Raw genomic sequence first — 16,012 nt, 5'->3', positions numbered from 1 at the left:
TGAAATTAGATGACTTTCGCTTCGTTCCGCAGCTTGGAAACGAGCTCGGCGATGTCCTTGACCATGATGCCGGCCGAACGCTTGGGCGGCTCGGACACTTTCAGCGTCTTCAGGCGCGGCGTGACATCGACACCGAGGTCGGCCGGCTTGACGTTTTCCAGCGGCTTTTTCTTGGCCTTCATGATGTTGGGCAGCGTGACATAGCGCGGCTCGTTCAGGCGCAGGTCGGTGGTGACGATGGCCGGCAGCGGCAATGCGATGGTTTCCAGGCCGCCGTCGACTTCACGGGTGACCGTGGCCTTGCCGTCTTCGATCACGACCTTGGACGCGAACGTCGCCTGGCCCCAGCCCAGCAGCGCGGCCAGCATCTGGCCGGTCTGGTTGCTGTCGTCGTCGATGGCCTGCTTGCCGAGGATGATCAGCTGCGGCTGCTCCTTGTCGGCCAGCGCCTTGAGCAGCTTGGCGACCGCCAGCGGCTGCAGTTCCTCGGTGGTCTCGACCAGGATGCCGCGGTCGGCGCCGATGGCCATCGCGGTACGCAGGGTTTCCTGGCACTGGGCGACGCCGCAGGACACGGCGACGACTTCCGTGACCTTGCCGCCTTCCTTCAGGCGCATTGCTTCCTCGACGGCGATCTCGTCGAAGGGATTCATGGACATCTTGACGTTGGCAATATCAACGCCGGAGCCGTCGGACTTGACCCGCACCTTGACGTTGTAGTCCACCACGCGCTTGACTGGAACCAGTACTTTCATAGCTCTGCCTTTGAAAAATCAGATTGACGTTAACGTAAACCAAACAACGATTATAAGAGTATTTCGCAAAACGTGCCGAAATTTAGCACGCTCGTGCTATTAGAGGATAGAGGAATGCCACTAAATATTGCGCAGCCCTACTTCCGACGCATATAAAAGGTGAATTCCTGGCCGCTTTCGGACTGCTCGAGCAACTGGTTGCCGGTTTGCTTCGCGAATGCCTGGAAGTCCCGCACCGATCCGGAATCGGTTGCCACCACCCGCAGGACTTCGCCGCTCATCATCTCGGCCAGCGCTTTCTTTGCCTTCAGGATAGGCAGCGGACAATTCAGGCCGCGCGCGTCGAGATCCTTGTCAAATTCCATTATTGCCTGCCTTCAGAAAAAGTTGCCAGATTCTAGCCCAATACCGGCAAGCGATGTCACATCCGCTAGGACGACAATCAGCCATCTGTGCGATGTACGACTACAAATAGGGAGAAAACCGCGCTTATCAAGTGCTGCGGCGGTCCAGCATCGCGCGCGCAATCGTGCCGGCGTCGACATATTCGAGTTCCCCGCCGACCGGCACGCCGCGCGCCAGGCGGCTGACCTTGAGGCCGCGGGCTTTCAGCGTCTCGCTGATGTAATGCGCGGTGGCTTCACCTTCGTTGGTGAAATTGGTCGCCAGCACCACCTCCTGCACCACGCCGTCGGTGGCGCGCCGCATCAGGCGTTCGAGGTGGATGTCGCGCGGGCCGATGCCGTCGAGCGGGGAAAGGCGGCCCATCAGCACGAAATACATGCCCTTGTAGGTCAGCGTCTGCTCGATCATCAACTGGTCGGCCGGCGTTTCGACGACGCACAGCAGCGCGGCGTCGCGCTCCGGGTCGAGGCAGGTTTCGCAGATCTCGTTTTCGGTAAACGTATTGCATGAAGCGCAATGGTGGATGCGCTCGACCGCCTCGGTCAGCGCGCGTCCCAGCATGGCCGCGCCGTCGCGGTCATGCTGCATCAGGTGGTAGGCGATGCGCTGGGCCGACTTGGGGCCGATGCCGGGCAGCCGGCGCAGCGCCTCGGCCAGGAAGTCGAGGCTGGATGGCGTCTTCACGTGGCGTCGGACGGATCAGAACGGCATCTTGAAGCCGGGCGGCAGCGGCATGCCGGCCGAAATGCCCGCCATCTTTTCCTGCGTGGTCGCCTCGGCCTTGCGCACCGCGTCGTTGAAGGCGGCGGCCACCAGGTCTTCCAGCATGTCGCGGTCCTCGCCCAGCAGCGACGGGTCGATCGACACCCGTTTCACGTCGTTCTTGCAGGTCATGGTCACCTTGACCATGCCGGCGCCGGACTGGCCCTCGACCTCGATGGTGGCGAGCTGGTCCTGCATCTTCTTCATGTTGTCCTGCATTGCCTGCGCCTGCTTCATCAGGCCTGCCAATTGGTTCTTCATCATTTTTGCGCTCCTGTGCTGATTGCTGATTATGCCGATTAAACTGGTTTGATGGATCCCGGCACGATGGTCGCGCCGAACTCGCGCATCAGCGTCTGGATGAATGGATCGCTGTGCATGGTCTGTTCCGCCTGCTGCTGGCGCGCTTCCCGCTCGGCCACCGCCCTGGCATTCGCGGTCTGGCGCGCCGCACCGATCTCGGTCTGCACCCGGGCCGGCCGGCCGAAGCGTTCCTGCAGCGCCGCGGTCAGCTTTTCCAGGCTGGCGGCGGAGCACAGGGTCTCGATCGGCACCCGCAGCTTGAACAGGAAGGTATTTCCTTCCTGTACGCAGTCGAGCAGTTCGCTCTGCTGCGCCAGCTGGTGCACCACGCCCCGCACCGGCAGCGCGGACGCCAGCGTCGGCCAGTCGCCGTCCCAGCCCAGTTCCGGCACCGCGACCGGCGGCCGTGCAGGTTCAGGTTCGGGCACAGGGGCCGGCGGCGGCGCTTCCGCCCTTACCGGTTCAGTTTTTTTTTGAGCCGGTTCCTGGTACTCGTCGAACACCGGTATGTCGTCCCAGGGGGGCGGCATGTCGGACGATGACGATGACGATGACGATGACGGCTGCGGCTGCGGCGCGGGCGCGGCCACTGGCGCGGGCACAGCCGCAGGCATGGCGGCTGCGGGCGCCGAACCGCGTTTCATGTTGCGCGCCGCTTCCAGCGCCGCGCGTGCCGGGCTGATCGCAGCGGGCCGCGGCGGCGCCTTGGCGGCCGCGACCGGCTCGGCCGGCACCGTCGTCCTTGCGGGCGCGGCGTCGAGCACCGCTGCCGCCTGGCGCACCGGCGGCGCTGCCGGCGCCATCGAAGCTGCCTGTGCGATCGGCGCTGCACGGGCCGGGGCGGCAGCGGCTGCGGCCGGTTTCTGCGGCGGCGCCTGCTCCTGCGGCATCGTGCCGGGCCGGAACGCGAGCATGCGCAGCAGCGTCATCGTGAAACCCGCGTACTCGTCCGGCGCCAGGCCAAGCTCGTTGCGGCCGTGCACGGCAATCTGGTAATACAGCTGCACTTCTTCCGGCTCGAACGCCTGCGCCAGCCGCAGGATGTGTTCCCGTTCCGGCAGGTCTTCCGGCAGCGCCGCCGGCACCGACTGCGCCAGCGCGACCCGGTGCAGCAACGAGCCCAGGTCCTGCAGCGCAGCGTTATAGGACAGGCTGCGCGCAGCCATGTCGTCGGCCACCGCCAGCAGCGCCGCGCCGTCGTCGGTCGCCAGCGCGTCGAGCAGGCGCACCAGGAAGGACTGGTCGAGCGCGCCCAGCATGCCCTGCACCGCGTCCAGCGTGACCCGGCCAGCGGCATAGGCGATTGCCTGGTCGGTCAGCGACAGCGCATCGCGCATCGAGCCATGCGCGCCCTGGGCCAGCAGGCGCAGGGCCGGCACTTCGAACTCGATATGCTCCTGCCCGAGGATGTTTTCGAGATGCCCGACGATCTGGCCGGGCGGCATCTGCTTCAGGTTGAACTGCAGGCAGCGCGACAGCACGGTCACCGGGATTTTCTGCGGGTCGGTGGTCGCCAGGATGAACTTCACATGCTCGGGCGGCTCCTCCAGCGTCTTCAGCATCGAGTTGAACGCCTGGTTGGACAGCATGTGGACTTCGTCGATCATGTAGACCTTGAAGCGCGCATTGGACGGCGCGTACACCGCCTGCTCCAGCAGCTGCGCCATGTCGTCGACGCCGCGGTTGGAGGCCGCATCCATTTCGATGTAGTCGACGAAGCGGCCGGCGTCGATTGCCACGCAGGCATCGCAGACGCCGCAGGGATGGGCGGTGATGTCGCCCTGCCCGTCCGGGCCGATGCAGTTCAGGCACTTGGCGAGGATGCGCGACAGCGTGGTCTTGCCGACGCCGCGGGTGCCGGTGAACAGGTAGGCATGATGCAGCCGCTTCTGCTCCAGCGCATGGGTCAGCGCCCGCACCACGTGCTCCTGCCCGACAAGCGTCTCAAAGCTTTTCGGTCGATACTTGCGGGCGAGGACTTGATAGGACATGGAGACGCGGAAATTTTGACTGGATGGACTGAAGCCGCATTTTACCCGACTGCCGGGAAGCACTTGTAGCAGAATGCCGGCGGCCCCAGAATCAGGGAAAACGCCCGATCCAAGGAGACGACATCATGCCATGGCCCACGCACGCGGTCACCAACCAGGCGCCGGAACTGCAGGACTACAACCTTTTCACGACGGATGCGGCGCTGGCCGATGCGCTCGCGCAGAACGGCGCCGGCTGGCACGCCGAGCGGCTGCAGGGCCTGGGCCAGGCGCTCGGCAGCGCCGCGATGCTGGAACTGGGCGCGCTCGCCAACCGCCATCCGCCGGAACTCCGTACCCATGACCGCGTCGGCAACCGCATCGATGCGGTCGAATTCCACCCGAGCTGGCACCAGCTGCTGGCGTCGCTGCGGCGCGAGGGACTGCATGCGCTGCCCTTCATCGCGCCGCGTCCGGGGGCGCAGGCGGCGCGCGCGGCCGGCTACTTCCTGCATGCGCAGGTCGAGTCCGGCTCGCTGTGCCCGACCACGATGACCTATGCGTCGATCCCGGTGCTGGCGGGCGAGCCGGCGCTGTTCGCCACGCTGCGCGACAAGCTGTTTTCGCTGGAGCACGATGCCCGCGACCTGCCGCTGGCGCAGAAGAAATCGATGCTGGTCGGCATGGGCATGACCGAGAAACAGGGCGGGTCCGATGTGCGCAGCAACACCACGACAGCCACGCCGCTCGATGGCGAAGGCCGCGGCGCCAGTTACGCGCTGACCGGGCACAAGTGGTTTTTCTCGGCGCCGATGTGCGACGCGCACCTGGTGCTGGCGCGCGCCGACGAAGGCCTGTCCTGCTTTTTCGTGCCGCGCTGGCGCAATGACGGCAGCAAGAATCCGATACTGATCCAGCGCCTGAAGGACAAGCTGGGCAACCAGTCCAATTCCAGCAGCGAGGTCGAGTTCCAGGGCGCGACGGGCGTGATGGTCGGCGAGCCGGGGCGCGGCATCCCGACCATCATCGAGATGGCGAACTACACCCGGCTCGACTGCGTGATCGGCAGCGCCGGGCTGATGCGCCAGGCTTTCGTGCAGGCCGCCCATCATGCGCGCCACCGGTCCGCCTTCGGCCGCCTGCTGGCCGGGCAGCCGCTGATGCGCAACGTGCTGGCCGACCTGGCGCTGGAAAGCGAGGCCGCGACCCGTCTGATGATGAAGCTGGCCGCCGCCTTCGACCAGGCGGACGACCCGCTGCAGCGCGCCTGGCGACGCATCGTCACGCCGGCCGCCAAGTTCTGGGTCTGCAAGCGCGCAATCGAATTCACCGGCGAATGCATGGAAGTCTGGGGCGGCAACGGCTACGTGGAAACCGGGCCGATGGCGCGGCTGTACCGGGAAGCGCCGGTCAACTCGATCTGGGAAGGCTCGGGCAACGTGATGTGCCTGGACGTGCTGCGCGCCATCGGCCGCGACCCGGAAGGCGCGATGCTGCTGCTGGGCGACCTGCGCGATGCGGCGGACGGACATGCCGGGCTGCTGGCCCTGCTGGGCGGCCTGCAGCGCGACCTGCGGGCCGCGCCCGACGAACAGGAGGCGCTGGCGCGGCGCATCGCGCAGCGGCTCGTGCTGGCGGCGCAGGCGGCGCTGATGCTGCGGCATGCGCCGCAGGATGTCGCGGAGGCTTTTGCGGCGAGCCGGCTGGATGGTGAAGGCGGACGGGTGTACGGGACGATGGCGGCGACCGCCCTGCAGCAGCGGATACTGGACCGGGCCTGGGCCGGGGTGTAGGCGGTTATCCGGCGAATGCCTGTGGGTTATCGGCGAATGGTGTAATGCGCTTGCGCTTATTACACCATTCACCAGTCACCAATCACGAAAGCCGATGCTGCGGCGCTGGCGCTGGCGCCGGCGCATCCAGCGTCACCGTCAGCGGCCCTGCCCCGCTATACCGGTCCAGGAACAAATAAATCACCGGCGTGATGAACAGCGTGATCACCTGCGACACCAGCAGGCCGCCGACGATGGCCACGCCCAGCGGCTGGCGTAGCTCGGCGCCGGCGCCCAGGCCCAGCGCGATCGGCAGCGCGCCCATCAGCGCGGCCAGCGTGGTCATCATGATGGGCCGGAAGCGCAACAGGCAGGCCGAACGGATCGCCTCGGCCGGGGCCATGCTCTGGTTGCGCTGGGCGTCGAGCGCGAAGTCGATCATCATGATCGCGTTCTTTTTCACGATGCCGATCAGCATCAGGATGCCGATGGTCGCAATCAGCGTCAGTTCGAAGTTGAACAGCCGCAGCGCCAGCAGCGCGCCCACCACCGCCGACGGCAGGCCGGCCAGGATGGTGATCGGGTGGATATAGCTTTCATACAGCACGCCCAGCAGGATATAGATCACCACCACCGCCAGCACCAGCAGCACGATCTGGCTGCCCTGCGACGACTGGAACACCGCGGCGTCGCCGGCATAGCTGGTGATGATGTCGGCCGGCAGCCGCAGCTCTTCCTTGAACTGGTCTATCTTGCGGGTGGCGTCGCCCAGCGGCACGTCGGGCGCGAGGTTGAATGACAGGGTGATCGCCTGCAGCTGCCCCTGGTGATTGACCGAGATCGCGCCGGCCGCCCGCTCCACCCGGGCGACGCTGAGCAGCGGCACCAGCGCGCCGGTCTTGCTGCGCACGAAGATATTGTTCAGGTCGCCCTCGTCCTGGCCGCCCCAGTTGGCGTCCTGCAGGATGACCTGGTAGCTGTTGCTGCTGGTGAAAATGGTGGACACCTGGCGGTCGCCGAAGGCGCTGTAGAGCGCGGTGCGGATGTCCTGCACCTGGACCCCGGCCGCATTCGCGCGGTCGCGGTCGATGTTCACCATCGCCTGCAGGCCCTTCAGCTGCGAGTCGCTGGTGACGTCGCGGAACACCGGGTCGGCGCGCATCCTGTTCTGCATCTTCTCGGCCCAGCCGTTGAGTTCCTCGGCCTTCACGCTCTGCAGCACATACTGGAAGCGGCTCTTGCTGATGCGCCCGCCCAGCCGCAGGTTCTGCACCGGCGTCAGGTAGACCGACAGGCCCGGCACGTCGCGCACCTTGCGCCGCAGCTGCTCCAGCACCGCGTCCATCGACTCCCTCTCCTTGCGCGGCTTGAGGCCGAGGAACATCCGCGAGCTGGTGCCGTCCGACAGGCGCGACGTCACGGTTTCGACGTTGGGATCGTTGGCGATGATCTCGGCGGCGGTCTTGGTCAGCGCTTCCATCGCCTGGTAGGACGCATCCTGCGGCCCTTCCAGCGTGACGCTGATCTGGCCGATGTCCTCGTTCGGGAAAAAGCCCTTGGGCATGCTGGCAAACATCAGCGCAGTCAGCGCGAAGGTGGCGATGGCAGCGGCCAGCACCAGCAGGTTGTGCTTCAGGCACCAGTCCAGGCTGCGGCGGTAGGTGTCGAGCACCGCATTGAAGCCGCGCTCGAAATGGCGGCCCAGCCAGTTGTCCTTCTGGTGGCTGTCATGCTTCAGGTAGCGGCTGCACAGCATCGGCACCAGCGTCAGCGACACCAGCGCCGAGACGATGATGGCCAGCGACACGACCGCGGCAAACTCGTGGAACATCAGGCCGATCACGCCCGGCATGAAGAAGATCGGGATGAAGACCGCGATCAGCGAGATCGAGATCGAAAGAATGGTGAAGCCGACCTCGCGCGAGCCCAGCAGCGCCGCCTGCATCGGCTCCATGCCGTCTTCTATATGGCGCACGATGTTTTCCAGCATGACGATGGCGTCGTCGACCACCAGGCCGACCGCGATCGTGATGCCCAGCAGCGAGATGTTGTCGAGGCTGTAGCCCAGCCAGTACATCAGCCCGCAGCAGCCGATCAGCGAGATCGGCAGCGACACCACCGGAATGGCGGTGGCCGACAGCCGCTTGAGGAACAGGAAGATCACCATCACCACCAGCACCACGGTCAGGGCCAGCGTGAAGTTGACGTCGTGGATCGCCTCGCGGATCGACACCGAGCGGTCGTTCAGCTCCGAGACCTCGATCGACGCCGGCATCTGTTCCCGAAACTGCGGCAGCCTGGCCTTGACCGCATCCACCACCGCCACCGTGTTCGCATTGGGCTGGCGCTGCACCGCCAGCACGATGGACGGCTCGCGGCCCAGCCAGCTGCCGCTGCGGGTGGACTCGACGCTGTCCTCGACCGTGGCCACGTCCCTGAGCCTGGTGACCACGCCGTCGCGGCTGCTGATGACCAGTTCGCTGAACGCGGCGGCATTGGGCAGCTGGCGGTTGGCCTGCAGCGTCAGGCTCTGGCGCGGGCCGTCGAGCACGCCCACCGGGCTGTTGGCATTGGCCGAGCGCACGGCGGCGGCCAGTTCATCCATGCTCATGTTGCGCGCGGCAAGCTGTTCGGGGCGCGCCTTGATCCGCACCGCGTAGCGGCGCTGGCCGTAGACGACCACCTGGGCGACGCCGTCGATGGTGGAGAGCGATGGCGAGATCAGGTTTTCCGCGTAGTCGTTCAGGTCCGACAGCGACAGCGACGGCGAGGTCAGCGCAATCGACAGCACCGGCGCGTCCGCCGGGTTGACCTTGCGGTAGGCCGGCAGCGCCGTCATTTCCACCGGCAGGCTGCGCTGCGCGCGCAGCAGCGCGGCCTGCACGTCGACCGCGGCGGCGTCGATGTCGCGGTCGCTGACGAACTCCAGCGTGATCGAGGTATTGCCCAGCGTGTTGGTGGAGCTGATGGTGGCAAGGCCGGCAATGGTGGAGAACTGTTTTTCCAGCGGCGTCGCCACCGACGCCGCCATGATTTCGGGGCTGGCGCCGGGCAGCACGCCGGTGACGTTGATGACCGGGGTGTTATAGCTGGGCAGCGCGGCGATCGGCAGCCGCGTGTAGGCAAATGCGCCGGCGACCACGATGGCGATGGCCAGCAGCACGGTCATGACCGGGCGGCGTATGCAGAGTTCGGAAATATTCACGTGGGGTCCGGGAGGAGATGGGCGTGGCGGGGCTCAGGCGTCGGCAGGCGTGCGGGGCTGGCTCTGCCCGGACTGCGTTTCCCTGACCCTGGCGCCGGGGCGCAGGTTCTGCGCGCCTTCGACCACGATGCGCTCCCCCGCTTTCAGGCCGCTGACCACTGCCTCGCCGCCGTCGATGTTCTCGACGGTTACCTTCTGCGCCGCCACCGTGTTGTCCGGCCTGACCAGGTAGACGAATTTTTCCGTGGGTCCGGTAATGACGGACTGCGCCGGGATCACCACCGCCTGCGGCAGCGTGCGCGACACCAGGCTCACGTTGACGAAGGTGCCCGGCCACATCTGCCGCTGCCCATTGGCGAAGCGCGCCTTCATCTTGATGGTGCCGCTCTGCGGGTCCGACGCGCTGTCGATGAAGATCAGTTCGCCCTGCACGCTGCGCTCGCCCGCCAGCACGGCCGTTACCGGCGCATTGCCTTTCGGGTAAGTGGCCAGCAGGATGGACAGCTCGCGCTCGGGCAGCGCGAAGCTGACGGTGATCGGGTCGAGCTGGGAAATGGTCAGCATCGGCGGACCGGCCGGCTGCGCCAGGCTGCCGGCATGCACGCTGATGGCGCCGATGCGGCCGTCCATGGTGGCGACGATGCGGTTGTTGCCCAGCGCGATGGCGCTGCTGCGGATCGTCGCCTCATCGGCCTGCAGCGTGCTGCGCAATGCCTCGACCTTGCTGCGCGCGGTGTCGACCACGGCAGCCGACACGAAATTCTTCGCCGCCAGTTCCTGGTTGCGGCGCAGCGCGTTTTCCGCCTCGACCAGGTCGGCGCGCCCGCGCGCCACCTGCGCCCGGGCGCGGTCGACGTTGGACGTGTCGCTGCGCTGGTCCAGCGTAAACAGCAGCTGGCCGGCGCGCACGTCCTGGCCCTCGACCACGTGCACCTGGCGCACGATGTTCTGGGTCTGCGGCCGGACGTCGACGGTATTGAGGGCGCTGACATAGCCGTTGGCCCTCACCACGATGGCGACGTCCTTCTGCTGCGCCACCCCGCTCTTGATGCTTTGCGCGGGCGCGGCCTTGGCCGCCGCCGGCGCCGGGCGGCCCTGGTAATAATAGTAGCCGCCGCCGGCGGCCAGCAGTAATACGGCGGCAATCAGGATCGAGGAGCGGGCAGAACGCATGGTGACGATGAATAGGGTTGAATGCGCGCCCGTCTGTCGCCAGGCATGTCGCAGAGAAATTAGGTAGCAATGCTAACGAATAGGATAGCATAGCAGGCTATGAATTTTGAAAGCGAGTTTGGCATGCGGAAAGACCTGGAAAACCTGCCCGACAAGGAAATGCTGCCCAAGCTGCTCGGGCGCGTCATCGGCGAGGCATCCCGCGCCTGGCGCTACGAGATGAACCGGGCGCTCAAGCCGCTCGGGCTGAATCTGTCGATGCGCCTGGTGCTGCTGCAGCTGCAACGCAATCCCGAAGGCCTGATGCAGGCCGACCTGGCCCGCAACCTCGGCATCGAGGGTCCGACGCTGGTCAGGCTGCTCGACAAGCTGGAGCAGAAAGGCTGGATCGCCCGCGTCGCGTCCGCGGAAGACCGGCGGCGCAAGTATACGGTGCTGACGCCGGCGGCGGCCGGCCAGGTGCGGATCATCGAACAGCTATCGGACAGGCTGCGGGAAAAAATGATGGCCGGACTGGACATCGAACAGCTGCAGCAGTGCGCGCAGGTGATGACGCGGATACGCAATAACCTGCAGGCCGAGCGCGACGGACGATAGAAAAACAGGGGGAAAAATGCGGAGAACGGCGGAAGACGAGCTGAAACGAAGGAGGCGAGCCTTGTCTGCGGCACTTATGGTGAACGGCTGTGGCTGCTTCGTTCCCGACCTGACCAGGTTGGCCGTGCCACAATGCGCAGGGGCCCGCCAGCCGGCATTTTAACAGCAAAGCAGGCGGCGTCCAGCGGATTCTTGGCGCCGCCCGCCTCCTGGCCGGCCGCCGCTGTCACGCCGCATGGCCAGGCATCGCTTCAGATGCCCAGGCTTTGCCAGAGCGCATCGACCCTCTGCTTCACCTCGCCGCTCATCTCGATCGGCACGCCCCACTCCCGGCTGGTTTCCCCTGGCCACTTGTTGGTCGCGTCGATTCCCATCTTGCTGCCGAGTCCGCTGACCGGCGACGCGAAGTCGAGATAGTCGATCGGCGTATTGTCAACCAGCGTCGTATCCCGTGTCGGATCGACGCGGGTGGTGATCGCCCAGATCACTTCCTTCCAGTCACGGATATTCACGTCCTCGTCCACCACCACGATGAACTTGGTATACATGAACTGGCGCAGGAAGCTCCAGACGCCGAACATCACCCGCTTCGCGTGGCCGGCGTAGGCTTTCTTCATCTGCACCACGGCCATCCGGTAGCTGCAGCCTTCCGGCGGCAGGTAGAAGTCGGTGATTTCCGGGAACTGCTTCTGCAGCAGCGGGATGAACACCTCGTTCAGCGCCACGCCCAGGATGGCCGGCTCGTCGGGCGGCTTGCCGGTATAGGTCGAATGGTAGATCGGGTCGCGCCGCATCGTGATCCGGTCGATCGTGAACACCGGGAACATGTCCTGCTCGTTGTAGTAGCCGGTATGGTCGCCATACGGCCCTTCCAGCGCATGCTCGTAGCCGCTCGGATGGTTCTGGTCCGGGTAGATATGGCCTTCCAGCACGATCTCGGCGGATGCCGGCACCCGCAGTTCGCTGCCGATGGCCTTGACCAGCTCCGTGCGGCTGCCGCGCAGCAGGCCGGCGAACTGGTATTCGGACAGGCTGTCGGGCACTGGCGTCACCGCGCCCAGGATGGTCGCCGGATCGGCTCCCAGCGCAACCGCCACCGGGTAAGGCTGGCCGCGGCTGACGATGCCATGCTCGCGGAAGTCGAGCGCCCCGCCCCGGTGCGCGAGCCAGCGCATGATGACCTTGTTGCGCCCGAGCACCTGCTGCCGGTAGATGCCGAGGTTCTGGCGCTTCTTGTGCGGCCCCTTCGTGATCACCAGGCCCCAGGTGATCAGCGGCGCGATGTCGCCCGGCCAGCAGTGCTGTATCGGGAGACGCGCCAGGTCCACATCGTTGCCTTCCCAGACGATCTCGTGGCAGCGCGCGCCGCGCAATTCCTTGGGCGCCATGTCCCAGACCGATTTCACCAGCGAACCCAGGCCCAGCACGTCGCGGAAGCCCTTGGGCGGCTCCGGCTCCTTCAGGGTCGCGAGCACGTGGCCGATCTTGCGCAGCTCGCTCACGTCGTCGGCGCCCATGCCCAGCGCGACCCGCCGCGGCGTGCCGAACAGGTTGGCCAGCACGGGAACGTCATGCCCGGTCGGATGGTCGAAGATCAGCGCGGGTCCGGCCGCGCGCAGCACCCGGTCGCAGACTTCGGTCATCTCAAGGTAGGGCGAAACCGGTGCAGCGACATGGCGAAGCTCGCCAATTGCATGCAATTGGGCAATAAAGTCGCGTAAATCAGCGTATTTCATGTTTGTTGATATTTTTCAAAGTAGTGGTACTCGTTGATAAGGCTGCCACAAGTTGCTGATTTTACTCAGGTTTACAGGTCAACGAGCAGACCTTTAGACATAAAAGTTATGGAAAATAACTTTTATATTATTGACTGGATATATCCCGGTTACTACAATGCGGCCAAATGCAGTCGCCGGGTTAGCAAAAAAACACTAACCTGACGAATGACAAGCTTACGGGGTTCGGGGCCCCACATGACATTTTAAGGAGTGTTTTCGCAAGGCGTCAGCCTTATCCCCCGACAACGTTGTCGACACGCTAGCCCGCCACCACATGGCCGCGGCTCGTGATCGATGACTCCGCCGTTTGCCCCCTGCTCCCAGCACAGGCAAACGATCATTCTGGTGCACGGCAAGTCAAGCAATCGTTTTTTTCCATGGACAGCGACTGTCCGGGGATGGCTTTGCCGCGCTGATAGAGGAGGAAAAATGTTGCCGAGTCTAATAGGGCCAACGGGCGAACAGGGTGCCGAACCGGCGCCCGGGGCGGCTTCAGGAGCGCGATTGCGCGCACTGTTTGCCGCGCCTGGCAGGACCAAGGTTTTACGCATGGCCGCGCACCGCGCGGTGATGGGCGCAGGCGTCTGCGCAATCGGCGCGATCGGCGTGATGTTCGTCAAGCCCGAACTGACCGACCACCTGAAGGCGATGTCGCCCTTCGCCGCAAAGACCACGATGCAGGCAAGCGCCCCGGCGGCGCCCGCGACTGTCCCCGCGCCGACTGGCATCGTCGTCGCGCAAAAGAAACCGGACGTCGCGGCGAAACCGGCCGTGGCCGAACCGGCGACTGCCCCGGTCGCGGCCGCGGCCGCTCACGCCGAGCATGTCGCCAAGTTATCTGTCGTTGACCAGAAGGACGCCGCCCCGCGCGAGCAGAAGTGGGTGACGAACTGGCTGTCCAAGCGCTACCGCGTCGCCGGCGATGCGACCAATATGCTGGTCAGCGCGACCTACAACACGGCCAGGGAAGTGAAGATCGATCCGCTGTTGGTGCTGGCGGTAATGGCGATCGAATCCGGCTTCAATCCGTTCGCGGAAAGCCCGGTCGGCGCGCAGGGCCTGATGCAGGTGATGTCCAAGGTGCACCATGACAAGTTCCAGCACCTGGGCGGCGTCAAGGCGGCGCTGAACCCGGTGGCCAATATCAAGGTCGGCGCGACCATCCTGAAGGAATACGTCAGCCGCGGCGGCTCCATCGAGTCCGGCCTCAAGATGTATGTCGGCGCCGCTGCGTTCGAGAACGATGCAGGCTACGGCTACAAGGTGCTGGCCGAATACAAGCGGCTGAAGGATGTCGCCAACGGCAAGAACGTGCCGGTGACCACGACGTCGGCGCCGCCTCCCGCGACGGTGGTCGCCAAGACGCCGCCCAAGCCCGTCGCGCCGGTGGCCGATGACAAGGTGGATGTGCTGACCCAGGCCGACCGGCATGACCTGCGCAACCAGGAAGCCGACCAGGAAGGCATCGTCGCCGCGCTCTGACCGGGCTGCGCCTTGCCTTGATGTCGTATCGACATGCCGCCCTCCCGGGCGGCATTTGCGTCAGGCGCGCCCGAAAAAGCGGCGCAGCCGCGCCACCGCTTCCTGCAGGTTCTCCATCGACGTCGCATAGGACACGCGGATGTACTGGCGCGCGGTGGACGGTCCGAAATCCAGGCCCGGCACCAGCACCACGCCCGCCTCGTTGAGCATGCGCACCGTCAGCGCATCGGCGTCGTCCGCCAGCGCGCTGCAGTCCGCATATACATAGAATGCGCCGTCCGGCGTCACCGGCACCCCGAAGCCCAGTTCCCGCAGCGCCGGCACGATGTAGTCGCGGCGGCGCCTGAATTCGGCCTTGCGCGCCTCGAAGATGGCGATGGCTTCCGGCGTGAAACAGGCCAGGCCCGCATGCTGCGCGATGCTGGATGCGCAGATGAACAGGTTCTGCGACAGCTTCTCGATCGCCCGCACCATGTCCGGGGGCACCACCAGCCAGCCCAGCCGCCAGCCGGTCATGTTGAAATACTTGGAAAAGCTGTTGATGACGATGATGTCCTCGCCCAGCGACAGCGCCGAGAACGGCGCTTCGTCATAGGTCAGGCCCTGGTAGATCTCGTCGACGATGGTGAAGCCGCCCTTCTCCCGCACCACGGCCGCGATGCGCGCCAGCTCGTCATGCGCGATCGAGGTGCCGGTCGGGTTGGACGGCGACGCCAGCAGCACGCCGCGCGTCGCCTCGTTCCAGTTTTCTCTGACCATCGCCTCGGACAGCTGGAAACGCTCCGCCGGGCCGCTCGGGATCATCCGCGCCCGTCCTTCGAAGGCGGCGACGAAATGCCGGTTGCACGGGTAGGACGGGTCCGGCATCAGCACTTCCGCGCCCGGCTCGACCAGCGCGGCGCAGGCCAGCAGCAGCGCGGCCGACGCGCCGGCGGTCACGACGATGCGTTCAGGCGCGATATCGAGCCCGTACACCGAGCGGTAATGTTCCGAGATCGCCCGCTGCAACGCTGGCAGGCCGGTCGCAGCCGTGTACTGCAGCTTGCCGTCGGCCATGGCCCGGGTCGCCGCCTCGATGACCGGCGCCGGCGCGGTGAAGTCGGGCTCGCCTATGCCCATGTGGATGATGCTGCGGCCATCCCGCTCCAGTTCGCTCGCCATCTTGGCCAGCTCCATCACGTGGAACGGCGCGATATGGTCGAGGCGGGACGCAAGACGATTCAGGTCCATCCGGGAAACTCCATGCAGGTCGGAAAAAAGGGGTCAGGCTGGAACGGGCCGCTGCGGCCCGTCCGGGGTTTCAGGCGCCGCGGGCCGCGCCGGTTTCCACCGTGCGTATCTGTGCCGCCAGCTTGTCGAGCACGCCGTTGACATACTTGTGGCCGTCGATGCCGCCGAAGGACTTGGTCAGCTCGACCGCCTCGTTGATGACGACCTTGTACGGGATCTCGAGATGGTGCTCGAGCTCGTAGGTGCCGATCAGCAGCGCCGCATGCTCGATCGGCGACAGCTGGTCCAGCGGCCGGTCGATTAGCGGGGATATCTTTTGGCGCAGCCTGGCCACGTCGCGGATCGCGCCATGCAGCAGCGCGTCGAAATGCGCGGCGTCAGCCTTGTCGAAGCCATGCGCCTGGCGGATATGGGCGTCGATGACGCCGGAGTCTTCATTGCTGAGCAGCCACTGGTAAAGGCCCTGCAGCGCGAACTCGCGCGCGCGGTGGCGCGGTGTGCGGTTCTTGCTGGGGTTGGCGTGCTGGGATTTCGTGTTCATGACAGCCTTGGTCCGCACGGGGCGGACATGATTAAATTT

Annotated in this window: 13 protein-coding genes and 1 other RNA gene; 3 read left to right on the top strand and 11 right to left on the bottom strand. The window is 65.6% G+C overall.

All coding sequences use genetic code 11. The features are described 5' to 3' along the window. Window positions 1–5: 5 nt before the first annotated feature. From QOL82_RS00925 to dnaX, 5 genes are all read right to left on the bottom strand, one after another. Window positions 6–755 carry an electron transfer flavoprotein subunit beta/FixA family protein gene (locus tag QOL82_RS00925; protein ID WP_283440342.1) on the bottom strand — a complete coding sequence of 250 codons (750 nt, stop codon included), beginning with the start codon at window positions 753–755 and terminating at the stop codon, window positions 6–8. 137 nt (window positions 756–892) lie between these two features. Further along, window positions 893–1,120, bottom strand: coding sequence for a sulfurtransferase TusA family protein (locus QOL82_RS00920; protein WP_283440341.1), 228 nt, complete (start codon window positions 1,118–1,120; stop codon window positions 893–895). A 127-nt stretch (window positions 1,121–1,247) separates the two neighbouring features. After that, window positions 1,248–1,844, bottom strand: a complete 597-nt coding sequence (recR, locus tag QOL82_RS00915) for a recombination mediator RecR (RefSeq protein ID WP_283440340.1) — start codon at window positions 1,842–1,844, stop codon at window positions 1,248–1,250. A gap of 15 nt (window positions 1,845–1,859) precedes the next feature. After that, on the bottom strand, window positions 1,860–2,186 hold the full coding sequence (locus QOL82_RS00910; RefSeq protein ID WP_283440339.1) for a YbaB/EbfC family nucleoid-associated protein: 327 nt from the start codon (window positions 2,184–2,186) through the stop codon (window positions 1,860–1,862). A 35-nt stretch (window positions 2,187–2,221) separates the two neighbouring features. Next, complete coding sequence (gene dnaX / locus QOL82_RS00905) at window positions 2,222–4,216, bottom strand: DNA polymerase III subunit gamma/tau (protein WP_283440338.1); 1,995 nt, start codon at window positions 4,214–4,216, stop codon at window positions 2,222–2,224. A gap of 125 nt (window positions 4,217–4,341) precedes the next feature. Between dnaX and QOL82_RS00900 the strand changes: the two genes are divergently transcribed. After that, complete coding sequence (locus QOL82_RS00900; protein ID WP_283440337.1) at window positions 4,342–5,988, top strand: isovaleryl-CoA dehydrogenase; 1,647 nt, start codon at window positions 4,342–4,344, stop codon at window positions 5,986–5,988. An 82-nt stretch (window positions 5,989–6,070) separates the two neighbouring features. On the opposite strand, the gene QOL82_RS00895 is transcribed toward QOL82_RS00900, so the two are convergent. Together QOL82_RS00895 and QOL82_RS00890 are read right to left on the bottom strand one after the other, a co-directional pair. Then, window positions 6,071–9,172, bottom strand: a complete 3,102-nt coding sequence (locus QOL82_RS00895; RefSeq protein ID WP_283440336.1) for an efflux RND transporter permease subunit — start codon at window positions 9,170–9,172, stop codon at window positions 6,071–6,073. 33 nt (window positions 9,173–9,205) lie between these two features. Then, window positions 9,206–10,345 carry an efflux RND transporter periplasmic adaptor subunit gene (locus QOL82_RS00890; RefSeq protein WP_283440335.1) on the bottom strand — a complete coding sequence of 380 codons (1,140 nt, stop codon included), beginning with the start codon at window positions 10,343–10,345 and terminating at the stop codon, window positions 9,206–9,208. Window positions 10,346–10,444: 99 nt separating this feature from the next. On the opposite strand from QOL82_RS00890, the gene QOL82_RS00885 reads away from it, so the two are divergent. Next, entirely contained in the window at window positions 10,445–10,942 is a 498-nt protein-coding gene (locus tag QOL82_RS00885) for a MarR family winged helix-turn-helix transcriptional regulator (RefSeq protein WP_283440334.1), read from the top strand. 50 nt (window positions 10,943–10,992) lie between these two features. Here the strand turns inward: QOL82_RS00885 and ffs are convergent. Together ffs and ubiD are read right to left on the bottom strand one after the other, a co-directional pair. Next, an RNA gene (gene ffs, locus QOL82_RS00880) (signal recognition particle sRNA small type) lies at window positions 10,993–11,091 on the bottom strand. A 102-nt stretch (window positions 11,092–11,193) separates the two neighbouring features. Continuing rightward, window positions 11,194–12,678 (bottom strand): 4-hydroxy-3-polyprenylbenzoate decarboxylase, encoded by a 1,485-nt coding sequence (gene ubiD, locus QOL82_RS00875; RefSeq protein ID WP_283440333.1) that lies wholly within the window; start codon window positions 12,676–12,678, stop codon window positions 11,194–11,196. 546 nt (window positions 12,679–13,224) lie between these two features. Between ubiD and QOL82_RS00870 the strand changes: the two genes are divergently transcribed. Then, complete coding sequence (locus QOL82_RS00870) at window positions 13,225–14,202, top strand: lytic transglycosylase domain-containing protein (protein WP_283440332.1); 978 nt, start codon at window positions 13,225–13,227, stop codon at window positions 14,200–14,202. 60 nt (window positions 14,203–14,262) lie between these two features. On the opposite strand, the gene QOL82_RS00865 is transcribed toward QOL82_RS00870, so the two are convergent. Both QOL82_RS00865 and nusB read right to left on the bottom strand, forming a co-directional pair. Beyond that, window positions 14,263–15,432 carry a pyridoxal phosphate-dependent aminotransferase gene (locus QOL82_RS00865; RefSeq protein ID WP_283440331.1) on the bottom strand — a complete coding sequence of 390 codons (1,170 nt, stop codon included), beginning with the start codon at window positions 15,430–15,432 and terminating at the stop codon, window positions 14,263–14,265. A 70-nt stretch (window positions 15,433–15,502) separates the two neighbouring features. After that, window positions 15,503–15,973 carry a transcription antitermination factor NusB gene (gene nusB / locus QOL82_RS00860; protein ID WP_283440330.1) on the bottom strand — a complete coding sequence of 157 codons (471 nt, stop codon included), beginning with the start codon at window positions 15,971–15,973 and terminating at the stop codon, window positions 15,503–15,505. Window positions 15,974–16,012 lie beyond the last annotated feature (39 nt).

The sequence above is a fragment of the Noviherbaspirillum suwonense genome (assembly GCF_900182955.1).
In the GTDB taxonomy this organism is placed as follows: Bacteria; Pseudomonadota; Gammaproteobacteria; order Burkholderiales; family Burkholderiaceae_D; genus Noviherbaspirillum_A; species Noviherbaspirillum_A suwonense.
This window is presented reverse-complemented; position numbering and strand designations above follow the sequence as displayed.